General features: G+C 56.6%; 16 protein-coding genes and 3 rRNA genes. 13 read left to right on the forward strand and 6 right to left on the reverse strand.

Annotated elements, in window-relative coordinates:
- Window positions 1-85 precede the first annotated feature (85 nt).
- From ACP8IT_RS03585 to relB, 9 genes are all read left to right on the forward strand, one after another.
- The gene (locus tag ACP8IT_RS03585) at window positions 86-1,078 is read left to right on the forward strand and encodes a siderophore ABC transporter substrate-binding protein (protein WP_431604317.1); all 993 of its coding nucleotides are present in this window, start codon (window positions 86-88) and stop codon (window positions 1,076-1,078) included.
- A 68-nt stretch (window positions 1,079-1,146) separates the two neighbouring features.
- On the forward strand, window positions 1,147-2,112 hold the full coding sequence (locus ACP8IT_RS03590; protein ID WP_284628886.1) for an ABC transporter permease: 966 nt from the start codon (window positions 1,147-1,149) through the stop codon (window positions 2,110-2,112).
- 1 nt (window position 2,113) lies between these two features.
- On the forward strand, window positions 2,114-3,091 hold the full coding sequence (locus tag ACP8IT_RS03595) for an iron chelate uptake ABC transporter family permease subunit (protein WP_284636401.1): 978 nt from the start codon (window positions 2,114-2,116) through the stop codon (window positions 3,089-3,091).
- The gene (locus tag ACP8IT_RS03600) at window positions 3,088-3,843 is read left to right on the forward strand and encodes an iron ABC transporter ATP-binding protein (RefSeq protein ID WP_023025818.1); all 756 of its coding nucleotides are present in this window, start codon (window positions 3,088-3,090) and stop codon (window positions 3,841-3,843) included. The genes ACP8IT_RS03595 and ACP8IT_RS03600 overlap by 4 nt, the downstream gene beginning before the upstream one ends.
- A gap of 583 nt (window positions 3,844-4,426) precedes the next feature.
- Window positions 4,427-5,945: ribosomal RNA gene (locus ACP8IT_RS03605) — 16S ribosomal RNA — on the forward strand.
- A gap of 511 nt (window positions 5,946-6,456) precedes the next feature.
- Window positions 6,457-9,536 (forward strand): 23S ribosomal RNA (locus ACP8IT_RS03610).
- Between the two features lie 154 nt (window positions 9,537-9,690).
- Window positions 9,691-9,808: ribosomal RNA gene (rrf, locus tag ACP8IT_RS03615) — 5S ribosomal RNA — on the forward strand.
- The 16S, 23S and 5S rRNA genes sit together here, the layout of an rRNA operon.
- Before the next feature lie 113 nt (window positions 9,809-9,921).
- Entirely contained in the window at window positions 9,922-11,103 is a 1,182-nt protein-coding gene (locus tag ACP8IT_RS03620) for a hypothetical protein (RefSeq protein ID WP_490290428.1), read from the forward strand.
- Window positions 11,104-11,236: 133 nt separating this feature from the next.
- Window positions 11,237-11,473 carry a type II toxin-antitoxin system RelB family antitoxin gene (gene relB / locus ACP8IT_RS03625; RefSeq protein ID WP_284896370.1) on the forward strand — a complete coding sequence of 79 codons (237 nt, stop codon included), beginning with the start codon at window positions 11,237-11,239 and terminating at the stop codon, window positions 11,471-11,473.
- 1,234 nt (window positions 11,474-12,707) lie between these two features.
- Here the strand turns inward: relB and ACP8IT_RS03630 are convergent.
- The 3 genes from ACP8IT_RS03630 to ACP8IT_RS03640 are packed head-to-tail and all read right to left on the reverse strand — an operon-like array spanning window position 12,708 to window position 16,986.
- Window positions 12,708-13,340 (reverse strand): DUF3239 domain-containing protein, encoded by a 633-nt coding sequence (locus ACP8IT_RS03630; RefSeq protein WP_005279823.1) that lies wholly within the window; start codon window positions 13,338-13,340, stop codon window positions 12,708-12,710.
- Window positions 13,337-14,962: a DNA repair helicase XPB gene (locus ACP8IT_RS03635; protein WP_490290429.1), complete on the reverse strand. Its 1,626-nt coding sequence runs from the start codon at window positions 14,960-14,962 to the stop codon at window positions 13,337-13,339. Before ACP8IT_RS03635 ends, ACP8IT_RS03630 begins: the two co-directional genes overlap by 4 nt.
- Complete coding sequence (locus ACP8IT_RS03640; protein ID WP_490290430.1) at window positions 14,959-16,986, reverse strand: helicase-associated domain-containing protein; 2,028 nt, start codon at window positions 16,984-16,986, stop codon at window positions 14,959-14,961. The genes ACP8IT_RS03635 and ACP8IT_RS03640 overlap by 4 nt, the downstream gene beginning before the upstream one ends.
- Before the next feature lie 65 nt (window positions 16,987-17,051).
- On the opposite strand from ACP8IT_RS03640, the gene ACP8IT_RS03645 reads away from it, so the two are divergent.
- A complete protein-coding gene (locus tag ACP8IT_RS03645; protein ID WP_023017568.1) occupies window positions 17,052-17,237 on the forward strand; it encodes a hypothetical protein in 186 nt (61 codons plus the stop codon).
- 48 nt (window positions 17,238-17,285) lie between these two features.
- Here the strand turns inward: ACP8IT_RS03645 and ACP8IT_RS03650 are convergent, their stop codons facing one another.
- Window positions 17,286-17,906 carry a resuscitation-promoting factor Rpf1 domain-containing protein gene (locus ACP8IT_RS03650; protein ID WP_490290431.1) on the reverse strand — a complete coding sequence of 207 codons (621 nt, stop codon included), beginning with the start codon at window positions 17,904-17,906 and terminating at the stop codon, window positions 17,286-17,288.
- Window positions 17,907-18,201: 295 nt separating this feature from the next.
- Between ACP8IT_RS03650 and ACP8IT_RS03655 the strand changes: the two genes are divergently transcribed.
- Complete coding sequence (locus tag ACP8IT_RS03655) at window positions 18,202-18,582, forward strand: cold-shock protein (protein WP_005279828.1); 381 nt, start codon at window positions 18,202-18,204, stop codon at window positions 18,580-18,582.
- On the opposite strand, the gene ACP8IT_RS03660 is transcribed toward ACP8IT_RS03655, so the two are convergent.
- Together ACP8IT_RS03660 and ACP8IT_RS03665 are read right to left on the reverse strand one after the other, a co-directional pair.
- Window positions 18,579-19,112 (reverse strand): DUF2771 domain-containing protein, encoded by a 534-nt coding sequence (locus ACP8IT_RS03660; protein WP_005279829.1) that lies wholly within the window; start codon window positions 19,110-19,112, stop codon window positions 18,579-18,581. The genes ACP8IT_RS03655 and ACP8IT_RS03660 overlap by 4 nt on opposite strands.
- 6 nt (window positions 19,113-19,118) lie before the next feature.
- Window positions 19,119-19,925, reverse strand: coding sequence for a glutaminyl-peptide cyclotransferase (locus ACP8IT_RS03665; RefSeq protein WP_237800470.1), 807 nt, complete (start codon window positions 19,923-19,925; stop codon window positions 19,119-19,121).
- Window positions 19,926-19,930: 5 nt separating this feature from the next.
- Here ACP8IT_RS03665 and ACP8IT_RS03670 point away from each other — a divergent pair, with 5 nt between their 5' ends.
- Both ACP8IT_RS03670 and ACP8IT_RS03675 read left to right on the forward strand, forming a co-directional pair.
- Window positions 19,931-20,599, forward strand: coding sequence for a DUF3027 domain-containing protein (locus ACP8IT_RS03670; protein WP_023030809.1), 669 nt, complete (start codon window positions 19,931-19,933; stop codon window positions 20,597-20,599).
- A gap of 50 nt (window positions 20,600-20,649) precedes the next feature.
- Window positions 20,650-22,053 carry an NCS2 family permease gene (locus ACP8IT_RS03675; RefSeq protein WP_237792081.1) on the forward strand — a complete coding sequence of 468 codons (1,404 nt, stop codon included), beginning with the start codon at window positions 20,650-20,652 and terminating at the stop codon, window positions 22,051-22,053.
- Window positions 22,054-22,057: the final 4 nt, after the last annotated feature.

Consider the following 22,057-nt stretch of genomic DNA (forward strand, 5'->3'; position numbering starts at 1 on the left):
GAAAGGTTACCCTCAACCTTGATTGGTTAGGGTGACTTAAGATAAGTTAATGAGGCATTTGTTTCTCGTCTATAAGGAAAGCACAATGAAGAAAATTCATCGCGCTCTTTTGTCTGTCGTGGCTGTCGCCTCCTTGGCACTTACCGCATGTAGCACTGCGGAAGAAGAGGACCAGGGTTCGAATAAGGGGACATCGGAAAGCGCACTGCAGATCGAAGATAATAACGGCACCCACGAGCTGGACGTACCGTTCGAGCGCGTCGCGGTAACGGATAACCGCGCCTTCGAAATCCTCGCGGATTGGGACGTCAATATCGTCGCTGCCCCGCTTGGCATCGTCCCGGATACCCTCTCGGACAAGATCAATGAAGACACGATCGAGGCCAACCTGGGTATGCACCGCGAACCCGACCTGGAAGCGCTGGTTGCCGCAGAGCCGGACATCGTCATCAACGGTCAGCGCTTCACCCAGCACCAGGCCGATATCGAGGCTTTGATGGAAGACACCCCGGTTCTCGACTTCTCCCCGCGCGACGATAAGGACATGGCGGAAGAACTCATCCGCCAGACCGAAGCACTGGGCAAGATATTCGACCACGAAGATGAAGCAAAGAAGCTTGTCGATGACTTCAACAAGGCCCTGGACCGCGCTAAGGACGCCTACGATCCTGAGAAGACCGTCATGGCCGTCAACACCTCCGGTGGCGACATTAACTACATCGCCCCAGGTAAGGGCCGCTTCTTCGGGCCATTCTTTGACCTGCTGGGCATGAAGCCATCCCTCGAGGTGGAAAACGCCAGCGATGACCACGAGGGCGATGACATCTCCGTCGAGGCAATCGCTGATTCCAACCCTGACTACATCCTCATCATGGACCGCGACGGTGCCATTGCCAAGGATGAAGCAGGCTACACCCCAGGTAAGAAGCTGGTAGAGGATTCCGCGGCACTCAAGAACGTGACTGCCGTGAAGGAAGGCAAGATCGTTGCCGCTCCGCAGGATACCTACACCAATGAAAACATCATTACCTTCACGGAGACGCTCAACGCGATGGCAGACGCGTTTGAAAAGAACTAGCCACCACTAAAAACCGGAAACCGGAGGGATTTTGTGCCCTCCGGTTTTCAGGTGCGTAAAGGATAGTTATGGAAACCACCACCCGCACAAAGGTCTGGGATTGGAAGCTCGGCCTCGGCGTGCTCATCGTCGCCGCGTTGCTCGTTGCCTCCTTGCTGACCGGGCAGTACGACGTTTTTGGCGCCGACGATGGCGCCGCCATGTTCGGCATTACCCGCTTGCCGCGCACCATCGCCTTGGTGCTCGCCGGCGCGGCCATGGCTGTAAGCGGCCTGGTCATGCAGCTGCTTACCCAGAACCGCTTCGTTGAACCATCTACCACCGGCACCACGGAGTGGGCCGGGTTGGGCCTGCTCATCGTCATGGCCGTCGCGCCCACGTCCTCGATTCTGGTGAAGATGATAGGTGCGGTGGTCTTTTCCTTCCTAGGCACCGTCGTATTCTTCCTCTTCCTGCGCCGGGTGACCCTGCGCTCCTCGCTCATCGTGCCGATCATCGGCATCATGCTGGGCGCCGTGGTCTCTGCAATCTCGACGTTTTTCGCCCTGATGACGGATATGCTCCAGCAGTTGGGCATCTGGTTCATGGGCTCGTTTACCGCGGTGTACAAGGGCCAATACGAGGTTTTGTGGATCGTGCTTTTGGTGCTGGTGGCGGTGTACATTTACGCCGACCGCCTCACCGTCGTTGGCTTGGGCGAGGACGTGGCCACCAACGTGGGGCTGAACTATAACCGCATGTTGTTGCTGGGAACTGGTCTTATCGCCATTGCTACGGGCGTGGTCACCGTTGTCGTAGGATCTCTGCCATTCCTTGGGCTTATCGTGCCCAATATTGTCTCCATGGTGCGCGGCGACGACCTGCGTTCCAACGTGCCTTGGGTGTGCCTGCTGGGCATCGGCATCGTCACCGTGTGTGACCTGGTGGGCCGCGTCATCATCGCCCCATTCGAGATGCCGGTTTCGGTCATCCTTGGCGTCATCGGCGCCATCGTCTTCATCATCATGATTGTGAGGTCGACCCGTGCTAACTAAGATGTCCGCCCCGCCCAAGAAGTACTGGATCACCCTGGCCTGCGTATGGATCCTGGCTGCATCTTTGGCTTTTGCCTACCTGGCCTATGGCAACCCGATGGAATTTGGTACGCGCAAGTTTTGGCTCATCGCCCAGCGCCGCGCCGATGCCCTCATCGCCATGGCGATCGTCGCCGTGTGCCAAGCCATGGCGACGGTTTCTTTCCATACCGTGACCAATAACCGCATCTTGACGCCATCCATCATGGGCTTTGAGTCGCTGTACGTTGCCATCAATACCGCGACCATTTTCTTCCTGGGCGCTAGTGGGCTTAACGATGCCCGCACCGTGCCCACCTTCCTGATGCAAATGGCCGTCATGGTGGGACTTTCACTGGTGCTCTATTCGTGGCTGCTGACCAATAGGAAGCAGAATATGCACGCCATGCTGCTAGTCGGCGTGGTCATCGGCGGTGGTTTGGGCTCGCTATCGACCTTTATGCAACGCATGCTTACCCCCAGCGAGTTCGACATCCTGACCGCGCGCCTGTTTGGCTCCGTCAATAACGCCGAATCCGAGTACTATCCCATCGCCATTCCCATCGTGACCATCGCCACTACGCTCTTGGTGCTGAATGCGCGCAAGCTCAACGTGATTTCCTTGGGCGCCGATGTCAGTACCAACCTGGGCGTGAACCATAAAGCGCACGCAATTTACACGCTGGTGTTGGTCTCGCTGCTGATGGCGACGACCACTGCGTTGGTAGGTCCCATGACCTTCCTGGGCTTTTTGGTGGCTACGCTGGCTTATCAATTCGCCGATACCTACGATCACCGCTACATCTTTCCGATGGCGGTGGGCTTAGCATTCCTCGTGCTCATTGCGGCCTACTTCCTCATGCAGCACGTATTTTCCGCCCAAGGCGTGGTGTCCATCATCATTGAGCTGGTAGGTGGCTCCGTGTTCCTGTTTGTCATTATGCGAAAGGGCCGACTGTGATCGAATTAAAGAACGTTTCTAAAACCTATTCCGCCGAGACCGCTATTGGTCCGCTCAACCTGACCATCCCGCAAGGAGGCATCACCGCGCTGGTGGGGCCGAATGGTGCGGGTAAGTCGACGATGCTCACCATGATAGGGCGCCTGCTCGACATGGATGAAGGCAGCATCGAAATCGCCGGCTATGACATTCAATCCAGCAAGTCCGCCGACCTGGCGAAGATTGTGTCTATCTTGCGGCAGGAAAATCACTTCGTCACGAAACTAACTGTGCGCCAGCTCGTGGGCTTTGGCCGCTTTCCCTATACCAAGGGGCGGCTCAACAAACACGATGAAGAAGTCATTTCTAAGTACATTCACTTCCTACACTTGGAAGAACTGCAGCACCGTTACCTTGACCAGCTTTCCGGTGGCCAGCGCCAGCGCGCGTACGTAGCCATGGTGCTGTGCCAGGAAACCGATTACGTGTTGCTAGATGAGCCTCTGAATAACCTGGACATTTCGCACTCGGTGGACATGATGCGCCATCTGCGCGAGGCTGCCCAGGAATTGGGGCGCACGGTCATCGTGGTTCTGCATGACATCAACTTTGCCGCGCGCTACGCAGACTATATCTGTGCTTGCAAGGACGGGCAGATCGTCGAATTCGGCCCGGCCGAGGAGATTATGCGCGACGATATCCTGACACCCATCTTCAATACTCCGGTGCGAGTAATCGATGGGCCCGATGGAAAGATCGCATGCTATCACTAAAACCAGCGTTGGCCTGCGAGTTTGCGTTGTGTAGTGGGGTGGTATAAATTTTAGCGAGTCGCCGAGAGGTAGCCGGTTGGTTACTTTTGAGTGACTTTTTGTACTGACTTGGCTCGAGGATTTGACTTGGTTCAGGTTGTTGGGTAGGTTGGTACGAGCCGCCGCTGAGAGGTTAACGTTTGGTTAATTTTCTTGTGGTGTGTGGATGTTGTTTGAGAACTCAATAGTGTGCCAATGTACTTATTTTTTATTTTTGTGTGCATGGTTGTGTGTTGATTGGTCTGTTGGCCGGCAAGCCTAGTGTGCTTGTTGGTTGGTGTGTGCCGGTAAGGTGTTGGAATACGCATCTTTTTGAATACTGTTTAGTGTTTCGGCTGCATTGATGGATTGGTTGGCATGTGATTGTGTTCAACTTTTTGTCTCCCTTTTTTGTGCCCCGTCGGGTTGGGGAGGCAGTTTATTTTTTTCTTTGTAGTAATTTTTGGACGCCAGCATGGGCCTGCTTTTGTGGGTTTGTGGTGGTTTGTTCTTTTGGTTAGGTTTGGGCTTTTCACGGCCTTTTCAGTGTTTTGCTGAAATTCTTTTTGTGGAGAGTTTGATCCTGGCTCAGGACGAACGCTGGCGGCGTGCTTAACACATGCAAGTCGAACGGAAAGGCCCTGCTTGCAGGGTACTCGAGTGGCGAACGGGTGAGTAACACGTGGGTGATCTGCCCTGCACTTCGGGATAAGCTTGGGAAACTGGGTCTAATACCGGATAGGAACCATCTTTAGTGTGGTGGTTGGAAAGTTTTTTCGGTGTAGGATGAGCTCGCGGCCTATCAGCTTGTTGGTGGGGTAATGGCCTACCAAGGCGGCGACGGGTAGCCGGCCTGAGAGGGTGTACGGCCACATTGGGACTGAGATACGGCCCAGACTCCTACGGGAGGCAGCAGTGGGGAATATTGCACAATGGGCGCAAGCCTGATGCAGCGACGCCGCGTGGGGGATGAAGGCCTTCGGGTTGTAAACTCCTTTCGCTAGGGACGAAGCTTTTTTGTGACGGTACCTAGATAAGAAGCACCGGCTAACTACGTGCCAGCAGCCGCGGTAATACGTAGGGTGCGAGCGTTGTCCGGAATTACTGGGCGTAAAGGGCTCGTAGGTGGTTTGTCGCGTCGTCTGTGAAATTCTGGGGCTTAACTCCGGGCGTGCAGGCGATACGGGCATAACTTGAGTGCTGTAGGGGTAACTGGAATTCCTGGTGTAGCGGTGAAATGCGCAGATATCAGGAGGAACACCGATGGCGAAGGCAGGTTACTGGGCAGTTACTGACGCTGAGGAGCGAAAGCATGGGTAGCGAACAGGATTAGATACCCTGGTAGTCCATGCCGTAAACGGTGGGCGCTAGGTGTGAGGGTCTTTCTACGACTTTCGTGCCGTAGCTAACGCATTAAGCGCCCCGCCTGGGGAGTACGGCCGCAAGGCTAAAACTCAAAGGAATTGACGGGGGCCCGCACAAGCGGCGGAGCATGTGGATTAATTCGATGCAACGCGAAGAACCTTACCTGGGCTTGACATACACCAGATTGGGCTAGAGATAGTTCGTCCCTTTGTGGTTGGTGTACAGGTGGTGCATGGTTGTCGTCAGCTCGTGTCGTGAGATGTTGGGTTAAGTCCCGCAACGAGCGCAACCCTTGTCTTATGTTGCCAGCATTTGGTTGGGGACTCATGAGAGACTGCCGGGGTTAACTCGGAGGAAGGTGGGGATGACGTCAAATCATCATGCCCCTTATGTCCAGGGCTTCACACATGCTACAATGGTCGGTACAACGCGTTGCGACACTGTGAGGTGGAGCGAATCGCTGAAAGCCGGCCTTAGTTCGGATTGGGGTCTGCAACTCGACCCCATGAAGTCGGAGTCGCTAGTAATCGCAGATCAGCAATGCTGCGGTGAATACGTTCCCGGGCCTTGTACACACCGCCCGTCACGTCATGAAAGTTGGTAACACCCGAAGCCGGTGGCCTAAACGTGTTAGGGAGCCGTCGAAGGTGGGATCGGCGATTGGGACGAAGTCGTAACAAGGTACCCGTACCGGAAGGTGCGGGTGGATCACCTCCTTTCTAAGGAGCTTTTATTTTGGCTGCAGTTGCAGCCATGACCCACAGTTGTGGGTTGTCCACTGTTGTTTGATGGTGGGTTGGTGGTTGAGTAGGCGAGTGTTCTGCTGCCACCGAATATGGCAATTCCGGGTAGGACATACACCTTAATCGACAGGACCGAGTGTTGAGACAGTGCTTTGTGACATGCGTAAAAGTGTCCATGCATACAGGAAGTAAAGTTGATTGGTAAGTCGTTGGTGCATTGTTGGGTGTCTGGGGCATTATCCCCCTTTTTTGTGTGCCTGACTGGTTGATGGATGCCATTCATTGTGGTGGTGTTTGTTGCTGGTTGGGGTGTTGTGTGAGAACTGTATAGTGGACGCGAGCATCTCACATGATGCCGCCTGCTTTTGTGGGTGGTGTTGTGTGTGTGATGTGATTTTTCTTTTTGTTTATTTTGTCAAGTTCACTTGTTGCTGCCACATGCTGGCTGCATGGCTTCGTGTTGTGTGGTTTGTGTGTGGTGGTTGGTGTGTTCGTTATTTAGGGCGCATGGTGGATGCCTTGGCATGCTGAGCCGATGAAGGACGTGTAAGGCTGCGTTAAGCCTCGGGGAGTTGTCAATAAAGCGTTGATCCGAGGATGTCCGAATGGGGAAACCTGGCCCTGGTTATGTGGGGTTACCCTTCAGTGAATTCATAGCTGTTGTGGGGGTTACGCGGGGAAGTGAAACATCTCAGTACCCGTAGGAGGAGAAAATAATAATGATTCTGCTAGTAGTGGCGAACGAACGTGGATGAGGCTAAACCGTGTGCATGTGATACCTGGTAGGGGTTGTGTGTGCGGTGTTGTGGGGCCTGATTTTGTGTCATCTACCAGTGGCACGCCCTTTTTGCATTGTTGTTAGGTGAAGTGGTTTGGAATGGCCTACCGGAGTAGGTGAGAGTCCTGTAGCTGAAGATGATGATGTGGGGGTTGTTGGGTTCCCGAGTAGCAACGGGCTCGTGGAATCTGTTGTGAATCTGCCGGGACCACCCGGTAAGCCTAAATACTCAGTGTGACCGATAGTGGATAGTACCGTGAGGGAATGGTGAAAAGTACCCCGGGAGGGGAGTGAAATAGTTCCTGAAACCATGTGCTTACAATCCGTCAGAGCGCTTTTTATTGTGTGATGGCGTGCCTTTTGAAGAATGAGCCTGCGAGTCAGCGGCATGTCGCGAGGTTAACCCGTGTGGGGTAGCCGTAGGGAAACCGAATCCTAATGGGGTGATAAGTGGCATGTCCTGGACCCGAAGCGGGGTGATCTACCCATGGCCAGTGTGAAGCAGCTGTAAGAGGTTGTGGAGGCGCGAACCCACGTAGGTTGAAAACTGCGGGGATGAGCTGTGGGTAGGGGTGAAAGGCCAATCAAACTCCGTGATAGCTGGTTCTCCCCGAAATGCATTTAGGTGCAGCGTCGCATTTAGCTTGGTGGAGGTAGAGCGACTGGTTGGTTGAGCGGGACTACAATCTTAGCAATGTCAGCCAAACTCCGAATGCCATCAATTGTGTTGTGCGGCAGTGAGACTGTGGGGGATAAGCTTCATAGTCGAGAGGGAAACAGCCCAGATCGCCGGTTAAGGCCCCTAAGGGTGTACTAAGTGGAAAAGGATGTGGGATCGCGAAGACAGCCAGGAGGTTGGCTTAGAAGCAGCCATCCTTGAAAGAGTGCGTAATAGCTCACTGGTCGAGTGGTTCTGCGCCGACAATGTAGTGGGGCTCAAGTACACCGCCGAAGCCGCGGCAAGCAACAATTTTTTGTTGTTTGGGTAGGGGAGCGTCGTGCATGGGTGGAAGCGTTACCGTGAGGAGGCGTGGACTGTGTGCGAGTGAGAATGCAGGCATGAGTAACGAATTGTAAGGTGAGAATCCTTACCGCCGGATGACTAAGGGTTCCTGGGTCAAGTTCGTCTTCCCAGGGTGAGTCGGGACCTAAGGCGAGGCCGACAGGCGTAGTCGATGGATAACCAGTTGATATTCTGGTACCCGTACATGTGCGCCCATGATAAAGCACGGATACTAACCACTGCGGATACGCTACCTTTTCACTTTTTTGAGTGTTGGTGGTGTTGATGTCGTGGGGCCTGATGTGTGGTTCAAGTGATGGGGTGACGCAGTGAGGTAGCCGCGCCACTTAGTGGATTGGTGGTGTAAGCGTGTAGGCCGTGTGGTAGGTAAATCCGCCACACTTTGTGGTTGAGGCGTGATGCGTAGACCCAAAAGGGTTGATGGTGGTGATCCTGTACTGTCGAGAAAAGCCTCTAGCGAGTGTGTGTATGGCCCGTACCCTAAACCGACACAGGTGGTCAGGTTGAAGATACTAAGGCGTTCGGGTGAACTGTGGTTAAGGAATTCGGCAAAATGCCCCCGTAACTTCGGGAGAAGGGGGGCCCTGTGACGTGAAGACCCTTGCGGTTGGAGTGTTGTGGGGTCGCAGAGAATAGAGGGAAGCGACTGTTTATCAAAAACACAGGTCCATGCGAAGACGTTAAGTTGATGTATATGGACTGACGCCTGCCCGGTGCTGGAAGGTTAAGAGGACCGGTTAGTTAACGTTTGTTAGCGAAGCTGAGAATTTAAGCCCCAGTAAACGGCGGTGGTAACTATAACCATCCTAAGGTAGCGAAATTCCTTGTCGGGTAAGTTCCGACCTGCACGAATGGCGTAACGACTTCTCTGCTGTCTCGACCACAGGCCCGGTGAAATTGCATTACGAGTAAAGATGCTCGTTACGCGCGGCAGGACGAAAAGACCCCGGGACCTTCACTATAGCTTGGTATTGGTGTTTGGTTCGGTTTGTGTAGGATAGGTGGGAGACTGTGAAACCGTCACGCTAGTGGTGGTGGAGTCGTTGTTGAAATACCACTCTGATCGGATTGAGCATCTAACCTTGGCCCATGATCTGGGTTGGGGACAGTGCCTGGTGGGTAGTTTAACTGGGGCGGTTGCCTCCCAAAATGTAACGGAGGCGCCCAAAGGTTCCCTCAGCCTGGTTGGCAATCAGGTGGTGAGTGTAAGTGCACAAGGGAGCTTGACTGTGAGACAGACATGTCGAGCAGGGACGAAAGTCGGGACTAGTGATCCGGCACCTACTTGTGGATGTGGTGTCGCTCAACGGATAAAAGGTACCCCGGGGATAACAGGCTGATCTTCCCCAAGAGTCCATATCGACGGGATGGTTTGGCACCTCGATGTCGGCTCGTCGCATCCTGGGGCTGGAGTAGGTCCCAAGGGTTGGGCTGTTCGCCCATTAAAGCGGCACGCGAGCTGGGTTCAGAACGTCGTGAGACAGTTCGGTCTCTATCCGCCGCGCGCGTTGAAACTTGAAGAAGGCTGTCCCTAGTACGAGAGGACCGGGACGGACGTACCTCTAGTGTGCCAGTTATCCCGCCAGGGGTATCGCTGGTTGGCTACGTACGGAAGGGATAACCGCTGAAAGCATCTAAGCGGGAAGCCTGTTTTAAGATGAGGTTTCTTTTGAGGTCCCCTAAAGACTATGGGGTAGATAGGCCAGACTTGGAAGCACTGTAAGGTGTGAAGGCTACTGGTACTAATTGACCAAAACAAACACACCACAACAACCCCCGAACACCACGTGTGGGGATGATTGTTGGGTGGACTTGTGAAGCGAGTAAACAAACAAAAATACACATTATCGTGTGTGTCGCGTCCACTATGCAGTATCTGACACAACACCACACACAGTGGGTAGTGTTCTGATAGGTTTGTCGGTGGTTCATAGCTGCAGGGAAACGCCCGGTCCCATTCCGAACCCGGAAGCTAAGCCTGTACGCGCTGATGGTACTGCAACCGGGAGGTTGTGGGAGAGTAAGTCACCGCCGACACCAAACAACAAAACAACAAAATAACGTTAGTACCGAGAGGGGCAAGGACACCGATTTCAACGGTGACCTTGCCCCTCTTTTTCGTGGTCCCATAGTGTTCTATAATGTAGCCTATGAGGACTCTTGCACAGGCGGTAACCGATCTCGTTCGGACCAATGACCCTGATCTGTACAAGGGTGAACGCGGAGTGTATTACAGCGACCGCATATTTGAAGCTGCTGAGCTATTAGAACAAGCAGTGGAGGATCCTGCACAACTTCTCGGGATTGTGCCGCCGAGTCCGTCCGATATTGTGCTTGTTTCTCTAGACGCTGTAGAAGAGATTCTCAAGACTATCCCTAGGGTGAATGATTATGCCCATGCCGTAAGGGATACCGGCGAAGTCTTGGCGCGGGTAGTTCCTTTCGCGGCACAGCAAGCTAGTTATTCTGGTTGCGCTTTGGCTGGCTGGTTTATACGAATGAATGAGATTGTGCCAGCGGAAGAAATTGACCTCGACCCAGTCTATTTGGCACCTGCCTTTGGTGAAGAGGGGGTGGCTCGCATCCGTTCGTGGAATACGGCGGAGCAAGGTAGTGGATACGTGGGGCGCCGGCTAGCGGTACTAGAAGGAACTAGTGAGGCCGTCCTTCGTACCCATGGTCTCAAGGGAAGTGCGGCGTCGCGCTATGAGGAGATTATTGGCGGCCTTTGTGACATCGGCCGCTACGATCTTGCCTTCGATTGGTCCGAGAAGGCGGTTAACGAGTGCGCCGTAGAGGAAACTCGAAATATAGCCTCGGGTTGGGCCGTACTTGCTAAGGAGCATTTTCCCGCACACTCGGAGCGCGTGGCTCGCAGTGTATTCGACACATATCCAGAACTGTCGTTCGCTCAACAACTCTATGCTGCGGGCACCGACAAGGCGAAATCTGCGGCGCATATACAAGACACGTTGGCGGTGAAGCCGTGGGACTTAGCGATGTTCCAGCACTTGTGCCTTGAAGACCCTGGACTTGCCTGGAGAACCGTCGCAAAGGCGGGAATGGAACAGTCAATGGCGCAACGATTCCTCGATGACCTCCCGGCGCAGGCTCTTCCCTTCGTTCGCGACGATGTCGCAACGTATTTAGATTCGACTCGGGTTGGTCGCGACATGGGCATTCAGCTGCTGCAGACCATGAGGGAAAAGTCGGCGGAGCTAGGGGAGCCCTGGGAAGCGGACTTCAACGCATTCTTGACAGGCCTGCGCCGTCGCTACGCCGAACGGCATGTCATTTTAAGGCGACTGGACGAGGTTTTTCTTATTTCTTAAGTCGACTACCGCTAAAACGCCCAGGTAGTTCCTATAGGCAACCATGAAGTCAAGGGCACCAGGTAGGGACAGCAATGTATGGACAATGCTCACGGGGTGTACAAATCCGTTAACTTGTTGTAAGCGTGTTTACATGAGCGAGTCAGTGATCAGTTTGCGCGTTGACGCGAAGCAAAAGGAGCGCCTAGATGCGCTTGCTTCGCGGACTGGACGGACAGGGGCCTTCTATCTTCGCAAGGCCCTAGATTCCTACCTAGATGAACTTGAGTATGTGTATGCGCTCGAAGCCGAAGCCGAAGCAGCACGACGCGGAGAATTGGACACAATCTCGTTGCAGGACTTAGAGGACGAGTGTGGCTTGGTCGATTGAGTTCACCCCACGTGCGGCTAAGTCGTTCCGTTAGGTCGGACCAAACGGGGGTCAGCTCCGACTGATTTAGACGATTTTGGTCCTCCGCTTTGCTAACGCGCTTCGCGGTATCAAGAACGGCCTTCCGTAGGGGATTCCGACTACAAGGTGATCATGTTGCCCATCACGCTTGGCTTATTCGACTAGAATTATTGAAAACTATTTGCGACACTCTCGTAGATTAAATATTCTAAACAGGGCTATCTAAGCTGATTGCTATCAGCATTTTAGTCTTTGACGTGATTTGCATGTATCCATTTGCCGTCCAGTTGCAAATCTGTGTACTTATACGTACACACACCACATCCGCTCACAATGAAAATTGTGATGGTGTGGTTTTCATTTTTATGGGGGTCAGGTCCGTGCGCGCATTAAAGCTGTGCATGAGAAAGCCCGAACCATCGATAGGCTCGAGACGAATGCTAGTAGAGCACGGCAGTCATCGGGGAGTTGTTAATTATGGCTGTCTTGGCTTCTAACTCAGCATGTGAAGGGGAAACCTCGATAGGGGAGCTCTTACATCTAATTTTCGTATCATGGAAAATACGATAACTAAATCCAACCGTAACCGTCCCACCATCCCTCACTAACGCTTTGTCTCTTCCCCAGTGACAATTGCTTACGATCCCATCGCACTCAACGCGCGGGAACGTAAAAATCTTGTGGAACCACCAGCTCACCCAAGTTGGTTTGAAAACCGTGCGGATTTCACGGCAGTCCACAAAGTTCTCTACGTTTTTATCGTCTTCCAACTTAGGTACCCTTTCTCAACAGGAATGGTCGAAGCAGGGGCCTGACCCCCGGACAGTGGACACGTCGGGGGTCAGGTCCGTCAGAGTAAGCTCTTCTACCGCAATATCGCTCTATATAGGAGCGGCTTGAGGTAACTCTGCTACTTGCCCGCGTGATTGCTACGGTGGCTGAAAGGTCATCATTACAACAGGATGCCCCATAAGAGTTAGAGCATTTCATGGATTAGTAATCCAGTGAATTTTTGCCAACACCACCTCAACATCAAAACCGACCGACGCGTCAACTACACCATGGACCTAGGCACCGGCACCGTACCTACCAAGTAGACCACCCGAAAGGACCACTGGCCACCCACGACACACACTGGCACTACACCTGGAAGCAATTCTTAGACCACAAAAAGAAAAAGCACCAGAAACTATCTGGTGCTTGAGAGTCCTGGCTAGAGGACGAGCAGGTCATAGCGGGTGGCTTTGACATCGGAAAGCCGCTTGCGGGCGCGCTCTAGGCGCTGCCATTGTTCCTGGGGGATGGATTTGCGGGCGATGGTGACGGTTTCAGCATCGGGAGTTCCCCAAGCAATGGGCATGGGGGAGATTTGCTGCCAATGCTCTTTATCGGAGGTGGAACGCTGGCCGGATACGGCGGCGACCGGAACCTTGGTGCCAACGGTGCGTTGGACGCCGGGGATGGAAGACACCGTGCGCAGGCACGCGCCCCAGCGTGGGGGAAGGGACGGATCCACATTAGTATTTACCAAGGCAAGAAGGATCATATCTCGTTCGTTGACCTGTGCGATGACGGCGGGAGCGAGCGGATAAGAATCATAGAGGGATTGGGCCGTTCCTACCTTGCTTGCGGCGGCGACGCCGACGATGGCAACGACGATGCCAAAGAGGATGAGCCCTAAGCCCAAGGTGATTCCCCAGGAAAAGCTCCACCAAACAGCGGCACCGGCGATGATCAGGATGAGGCCGAAGATAAGCCCGGACACGCGAAGCCGGTTGGAATCACGCAATAACTCGTTATTGGCCTTGGCAAAGGACTCGTCAACGTCGAACTTAAAGATCTTCATTGGCCTAAGTCTACTGCGTCCATGAGCCGGTAGGCATATCCTTGCTCGGCGAGGAAGCGTTGGCGGTGCATGGCGTAGTCCGCATCTAGGCTGTCGCGGGTGACCAGGGTATAAAAGAGCGCCTCGGTTTCCTTCGGGCGCAGCAGGCGGCCGAGGCGTTGGGCCTCTTCTTGGCGGGAGCCAAAGGTGCCGGAGACCTGGATGGCTAGTGCAGCTTCGGGCAGGTCAATGGAGAAGTTGGCCACCTTGGAAACGACGAGGATGGCCAGCTCGCCCTCGCGGAATTGCTGGAAAAGTTTTTCGCGCTTGGCGGTAGAGGTGGTGCCATCAATGACGGGGGCATCGAGGTGTTCACCTAATTCGCGCAGTTGGTCCACGTATCCGCCGATGATGAGCGCTTGCTGGTCGTGGGAAGCAAGGATCTTATCGACGGCGCGGAGCTTGGCCGAGGCCTGTGCAGCGATGCGGTAGCGATCGCGCGGCTGCGCGGTGGCATAGAGCATGCGTTCTTCCGGATCCATATCCACGCGGACTTCGATGCACTCCGCGGTGGCGATATAGCCGGCCATTTCCAGCTCTTTCCACGGCGCGTCGTAACGCTTCGGGCCGATGAGGGAGAACACATCGCCTTCACGGCCATCCTCGCGCACGAGGGTGGCGGTAAGCCCTAGCCGGCGCCGCGATTGCAGGTCCGAGGTCATGCGGAATACGGGTGCGGGCAGCAGGTGTACTTCGTCGTAGATAATAAGGCCCCAGTCGCGGGAATCGAAGAGTTCAAGGGCGCGGTACTCACCCTTGGTTTTTCGGGTGACCACTTGATAGGTGGCGATGGTGATCGGCTTGATTTCTTTCTTTTCACCGGAGTACTCGCCGATGTCGTTGGCGGAAAGCGTCGTGCGGCGCAGGAGCTCGTCGCGCCACTGGCGGCCAGCAACGGTATTGGTGACCAAGATGAGGGTGGTAGATTGCGCCTTTGCCATGGCGGCGGCACCAACGATGGTTTTTCCGGCACCGCAAGGCAAGACCACTACGCCCGAACCGCCGGACCAGAAGGCGTCGGTGGCGTATTCCTGGTAATTGCGCAGGTGCCAGCCATCCTCGTTCAGCGCGATGGGGTGGGATTCACCGTCGATGTAGCCGGCGAGGTCTTCGGCGGGCCAGCCGGCTTTGAGGAGTTCCTGCTTGAGGCGGCCGCGCTCGGAGGGCGCGACGGCGATGGTGTTGTCATCGATGCGCGCACCAAGCAGTTTTCCTACTTTGCCCCGGGAGAGCTCGGTAAGGATGGCGGGCTCTTCGGATTCGAGGATGAGCCCGTGGGCGGGGTGGGCGTGGAGGCGGACGCGGCCGTAGCGCGACATGGTTTCGGCGACATCGACAAGCAGCGATTGCGGGACCGGGAACCGGGAGTAGGTTTCGAGGACATCGACGACCTGCTCGGCGTCGTGTCCGGCGGCGCGGGCATTCCATAGCGCCAGGGAAGTAATGCGGTAGGTATGTACGTGTTCGGGGGCGCGTTCCAGCTCCGCGAACGGTGCGAGGGCGGTGCGCGCAGCGGCGGAATCTGGATGATCGACTTCCAGCAAGACGGTCTTGTCTGACTGCACAATCAGTGGTCCGTTCATGCGTCTAGGGTAACGGAGGTGATGCGGTGCAAGGGAAACCGGATGGTGGAGCCATCGGCGGCGCGGGCATCGATTTGGCCGCCGGCGACGGTAAGCGGGGTAACGGTGCGGGTCTTGGTATTGCCATTTTTATCGGCATAGCCAATGGTGATGGGGCGTGCGGTACGTGCGGCGGCGTGGACCAGATCCAGGTTGGGCAGGCTTGGAGCCTCCCCAGTGGTGAGATTGCGCAGCGCACGCGTGATATCGGGCGGTGCGGCTTGGCCGCGTGGGCTGGGCGTTGGCAGCGTTGCGGGCTCGGGCGCGATGGACAGGCTGGCGCCATTTTCGTCCTCGGCGGCGGGGGAGAGTCCGTACTCGCGCAGGCGCTCCAACAGGTCGCTGACGCGCAGCTGGGAAATCGCGACCGTGGGGGCGAGCAGGCGCAGCGGGGCGGCCTTCATTGCGATGTGTAAGAGGGCTGGGTCCTCGCTGCGCAGGTAGGATAGGGCCGGTCCGGAGCGCAGGGTGCCGTGGCGCCCGGCGATGTCCTCGATGTGGAACTCCAGCGTATGCGGGACATCGCCATGCGAGGTGAAGAAGTCGCGGATCTCTGTGCCCGTCATCCCGCGGTCGAGGCCGCGGCGGAGTGAGGCATCGCTGATGCGGTAGACGCTGGCTAAACCGGGCGATTCTAGGTCCGCGAGGGACTCCAGGGTGTGATGGGCGGCAGGCTCGAGGGGCCCTGGCACGAGCACGGTCATATCCGCTTGAATCAGGAAATAATCGATGGTGTCTGGGGTTAAGGCATCGGCCGCAGCGAAGCCATCGATGAGCACGCTGGTAGCTCGCCCGAGCGCGATGGCACCTATCCATTCCGCCTCGTGGTGCAGCTCATCGATGGTCTCTGGGGAGGTATGCGTGGCAAAAAGCGGAAAGGAAAAATGCAGGTCCGCTTGAAATTCAGCTGCGGAAAGCGGCTCTGCGGAGTGGAGGTAAACATCGAGGATATGCCGGCGGAACTTGGGCAGGCGATCGGTGCTGGCAGAGAGCACCCGGCCGGATTCCCACGGGGTCCAAGGGGAATGTTCCCAGGCGGCGAGGAGCACGCGCCACTGGGCGGCTAGTCCTGCGTCGAGCCATTCTTGGGCGGAATCGGTGGGAGCGAGGAAGTTTCCCTCGTACCCGGACGGTTCGCCGCGGTTGATAAGGCGCGCAGACAGGCCGAGCGTGATGAGGCGGCGCAGTTCTGGTTCCGCAATGTCGAGCTGCTTGCTGAGCTGGGTAAGCGGGCGCACGCCGACGGTTTTATCCTTGAGGAGTTCGATTGGCCGAGCGCCGAGAGCAGAAATTAGCTGTTGCATGCCGCGCACCACGGACAGACCCGCGGCAGTACCGGCGTCATCGGCCTTGCGGTCTGTGGTGGGCTGGCCGCGACGCGCAGAGGGTTCGGTGGGAATGTGCGGGACGGTATGCCCCTTCATCGCGCGGTGCACCTCGCGCGGCAGGCGGACGGTCTGAGAGTCAACGCGCTGCAGGAGCTGCTTGTCAATCAAGCGCGGTACTGGGTGGGACGGATTGGTCTCTCGCGTGGTACCGATGCCATTGGAGCGCGCCAGGGTGGCAAGGACGTGGCGTTCGTCTTCAGGGAGGGCATCGATTGTCTCGGGTGATACATTGAGTTGATTAAGTAGTGACCAGCCCGTGGGGAGTGCGGGCATGACCTCTGGCGGGATTTGCACCGCGCCAAAGGCGAGGCCGCGTTCCTTGAGCTCGCGGGTGATGGCGGGGTTGTGGTCTTCTACCTCTGCAAGCTCCCCGCCGCGCTTGGCGATGTCCTCCAGCACCGCCAACTGCTGCGCGTTACACTCCGCTAGCGCTCGGGCGATGGAGGTGCGCAAGAGCAATCGCGTGGCCAGCGCCGCGATGGAGGGTGGCAGCGGGGTTAAAACGTCGGGGCGGTGGCGAAGGATGGTGGCCAGTTCCTCTTCAGTGAGGGAATTAAGCCAGGTGCGAAAATGTGGGAGGTGGGAGGACTGAGTCATGATAAATCACAATTTTAGCGCTGGATTGAGTTACGTTTTTGCCCGAGGTTTGAAATAATAAGGCTATGTCGAATGAAAAGAATGGCTTTGTTTCCCCGGCGTGGCCGGACAATGAAAACCGCGAGCATGCAATTACGGAAATTTCTGCGCCTTTTGCTGGTGCCTCCAGCCCCTACGGCGATGATTTGGTGCTGCCGATGCCGGCAGAGAAGTTGAACTACGTTCACCCTTATACCCGCATCAACCGCTAAAAAAATTCCCCTTGCTGCAGAAGGCGAGGGGAATTTTTATGTGCTTATTTAGCGGCTGAAGTTCTCAATTAGCTGTGCAACCGGGTCGATGACGTTGCGGTTCGCGGAGTAGAACGCGTTAAAGTCGTGGCGGTTGGCGTGGTAGAAGTCGGTGAACTGCGCCGGCAGCTGCAGGCCATAAGCGTTAGCGGTGTCCTTAACGAGGTTGTAGACGGCGTCTACGGCGAGCTCATCGGACTTGTTTTCTACTGCCTGTTGCACTGGCTGCGGTGCCTCAGCGGGTGCGGAAGGAGCGGTGCGCTCGGTCGGCGCGGAGTTCAGGCCGAGGGAGGCCGAGCATGCGGGCCATGCGCCCCAGCCCTGGTTAGCCAGGGTGCGCTCAGCGATGACAATCTGCTGCTCGCGGGTTGCCTGGTTAGCGGTAGGGGCGAATTCACCGCCGCCGTATGCCTGCCAGGTCTGCGCGTTGAACTGCAGGCCGCCGTGGTAGCCATTGCCGGTGTTGATGTGCCAGTCGCCGCCGGACTCGCACTGTGCGAGGCGGTCCCAGTCGGAGTCAGGGGCAGCGGCGGCGTTCGGTGCCATGATGGCGGCGGCTGCGCCCAAGGCAACGGTGCCCGCGGTGAACTTAGCGGCAAAGTGGTTAGTCTTAGCGGAGTGGCGTCCCATAAAAGTAGTCCTTTCCGTGGTGCCCGTTTTCGTGGAAATGATTTGCGCCTAGAAGAAAGGATGGGCGGGGAAACCTTCTTTGCGGCGACACTGGGGGCCAGCGTAGCGGTTTATAACGAAATAGTCACGTTCTGGGCACTAAATGGGAAAGAATTGAGACTATTGTGGTTCCGTCTGTAATATTTCCGCAGGTAATTGCGGTGTTGTGAACTATATCACACGACACGTGGAACTTCTGTTCTGTATAACTTCCAGCTAAACTTAAGAATTTACCCAAGAGAAGAGGTGGATACCTATGCCCATTGGCAAAGTGAAGTGGTATGACGCCGAGAAAGGTTTCGGTTTCGTTAGCAACCCGGGCGATGAAGACGTCTACGTCGGCCGGAATGTCCTGCCCAAGGGAGTAGAAGAAATCTTTCCGGGCCAGCGCATCGAATTCGATTTCGCGGCGGGGCGCCGCGGGCCGCAGGCGCTGCGGGTGCGCGTGCTGGATAAGCCGCGCCGCCGCACGCCGTCGCGCAAGCCGGAAGAGCTCGGCAGCATGGTCTCTGATGTCATGACCCTGCTGGAATCCCAGGTGCAGCCGGTGCTGAACTCGGGGCGCTACCCCGAGCGCAAGACCGGGCGCCAAGTAGCAGAAATCCTCCGCGCGATTGCGAAGGATTTAGATAGTTAATTATCCATGGTGGATAGGGACCACACGGTGGCGAGGGGGGTTTCTTCGCCATCGTCGTCGGTGCCAATCATGAGGGAGGAGACCTCCACCACCATGAGCCGGGGGCGCTCGCCAGTCGATGCCTCGATGGGATCTACCGAACCGGGGATATCTACCTCGGTCGTTTCATTCGCACCGTGAGAGGTCTCATCATTGGCGGCGGGGTCATCATAAATGGACAGCACCTTCCATTCGTGATTAGAAATCTCCTCGGGGATTTCAAGATGCAAGGTGTCATCCTCGCCCACGGTTAGCTGGGGGACATCGCCTTCAGGGCAATCGGTTCCCGGCTCGCATACGAGGTAGGGCGTGACCTCCTTGGTGTTATCCCCCACGGAGGCGGTAATCGCAATCTCGCTCGGCTCAGGGCCTGGCCGCGAATTGCGCCAGCTCTGGAAGATCACCGCGGAGGCGACGATGACCGCCACGACCACGATGAGCGCGAGGATTTGCAGCAGCGACTTTTTCCTTGCTTCCTTACGGGTTGCCATGGCCCATTACTTTACTCGAACGCGGTAGAGCTCATCCCACCGCTTGCCGGTAAGCCAGAATTCATCGGTGCCCTTGATATGGGCGATGCCATTTAAGACATCATCGGGATCGGTGTATTTCGATTTATCGATGGCATCGGTAGAAATCACCGCGGTGACCTCCCCAGAGGAGGGATCGATGCGGTAGATATCGTTGGTCTGCCACACGTTGGCATAGACATCACCGTCCACGCATTCCAGCTCGTTGAGATCCTCTACGGGCGAGCCCTCGAGGGTGACCTCGGTGGTGGAGCGCTCCGCAAAGGTTTCCGGATCCATGTGCCGCAGGGTAGAGGTGCCATCGGACATGATGAGCTCGTCCTGGTTGGCACAAAGCCCCCAGCCTTCGCCGGTATAGGTGGCGGTCCCAGTGCGCTGGAAGTCGCCGTCATAGCGCAGGGCCTGCCCGCGCTTCCAGGTCAATTGCCAGATGGAATCGCCGTATTGGGTAATGCCTTCCCCAAAAAGCGAGTCATCCAGGGCATGGGCTTGGAGGACCTCGCCGGTTTCAGGGGAGAAGCGGATGAGCTTGGATTCGCCCCATTGCCCGGTGCCGAGCAGGAGGTTGCCCTCTCCGTCTTCTTCTAGGCCTTGCGTAAAGGAGTTCTCTGGCAGCGGCGCGGTATCGAGGACTTCCACTGATAGGTGCTCGGGGGAGGAAGATTCAGAAGCATCAGAAGAGCAGGCTGTTAAGGCGCAGCAGGGCACGGCAATGAGCGCGGCGCGGCGGAGAAACGACATGCACCATATGTACCACTGTTGGCGGGCCATCATGAATAATGAGGGGCGTGAGTAAGCGAAAAGCAAATCCGTTGATCGATTCCCGCGCCGTACGCATTGCGCGTGAGGCATTGGAAGAGGTGGGGGAAGGGGGCATCGGCAAGCATAGGGGCGTCGCCGGAATGGGCCGCAACGTTGTCACCCATCGCTTTGCGGCGGATATGCCGGGCTACCCAGGATGGGAATGGCAGGCCGTGCTCGCGTGCGCGGATGGCTCGCGCTACGTCACCGTCAACGAGGTGGCGCTGGTGCCGGGCGGGGAGGCGCTGCAGGCCCCGGAGTGGGTGCCGTATGAGGATCGCGTGCTGCCGGGGGATTTGGGCCCGGGAGACCTCATGCCGCCGGCCATCGATGATGAGCGCCTGAATGGAGATGAGCTTTCCGCCAAGGGGCTGGCGGATGCCAAGCATCGCTGGCAAGAAGAATATGGCCCAACCTCGGAGATGGCGGCCAAGGCGCACCTGCAGTGCCGCACGTGCGCTTTTTATATGCAATTCATGGATAACTTTGGGGTATGCGCCAACGAGTATTCCGCCGATGGTCGCGTTGTACATGCGCGCTACGGTTGCGGTGCGCATTCGCAGACGCGGGTGAGCGAGGAGAAGGCGCCGGCCGCGGCCTTCGATGATGAAAAGCCCATTTACCAAGATTTTGATTTTGAGGATTAAGGCAGCACACTTAGGGCGTAAAAATACCGCTCTACGTGAAAGGGCACGGCGTGAAAGCCACTCTCGATCGCTATTTCCACATTTCTGAACGCGGTTCCACCATCGGAACCGAGCTACGCGCGGGAACGGTCTCGTTCTTCGCCATGGCATACATTATTTTGCTCAACCCGCTGATCCTGGGCACGAGCCCGGACGCGGAGGGCTATACCTTAGGCGTGCCGCAGGTTGCGGCCGCCACGGCGCTGGTCGCCGGCGTGATGTCCATTGCCTTCGGTGCGATTGCGAAGTACCCCTTCGCCATGGCCGCGGGCCTGGGCATGAATACCTTCGTTGCCGTCAGCATGGTCGCCACCAGCGGGCTGACCTGGCAAGAAGCAATGGGCCTCGTGGTAATCGAGGGCCTTATCATCGTCCTGCTCGCCGTGTCCGGATTCCGCACCGCGGTATTTGACGCCATCCCGCAGCCGATGAAGGCCGCGATGGGCGTGGGCATTGGCATGTTCATCGCCATGATCGGTTTCGTGGATGGCGGGTTCGTCACCCGCGTGCCCGATGCCGCACAGACCACCGTGCCGGTGGGGCTGGGCATTAATGGCTCGATTGCCACCTGGCCGGCGGTGGTCTTCGTCATCGGCCTTATTGTTTGTGCCTTTATGGTCATCCGCAATGTGCCGGGCGGGCTTTTTATTGCCATCATCCTCAACACCGTGATTGCTTTTATTGTTCAGGCGCTCACGGACTCCGAGGACTGGGGCATGGCCGCCCCGGAGAGCCCGGAGGCGCTGGGAGGCCTGCCGGATCTTTCCATCGTGGGCGATGTGAACCTGGTTGGCGCCTTTGCCAATATTGGCGTGATTTCCACGGTCCTGCTCATCTTCACCCTGCTGCTGACCAACTTCTTTGATGCCATGGGCACCATGACCGGGCTGGGCAAGCAGGCCAAGCTCGTGGATGACAACGGCAACCTGCCGGGTATGAAGAAGGCGCTGGTCGTGGAAGGCGCCGGCGCGGTGGCCGGTGGCTTGGGCTCGGCATCCTCGAATACCGTTTTTGCGGATTCCTCTGCCGGCATTGCCGATGGCGCGCGCACCGGCCTGGCCAATATCATGACCGGCTTGCTGTTTATCGCCGCGATGTTTTTCACCCCGCTCTATGAGATCGTGCCCATCGAGGCCGCCGCGCCCGTCCTGGTCATCGTCGGCGTGATGATGGCCGCGCAGCTCACGGATATCCCGTGGACCCGCATGGAAGTGGCCATCCCGGCCTTTTTAACCATCGTGGTCATGCCGTTTACCTATTCCATTGCTAACGGCATTGGCGTGGGCTTTATTACCTTCGCGCTCATGTCCACCTTTGCTGGTAAGGCCAAGCAGGTGCACTGGATCATGTGGCTGCTTGCTGGCTTGTTCGTCATTTACTTTGGCATCGATCCGATTTCGGAGGCCATCGGCTAGCCTG

The organism is Corynebacterium sp. LaCa_23 (assembly GCF_058182375.1).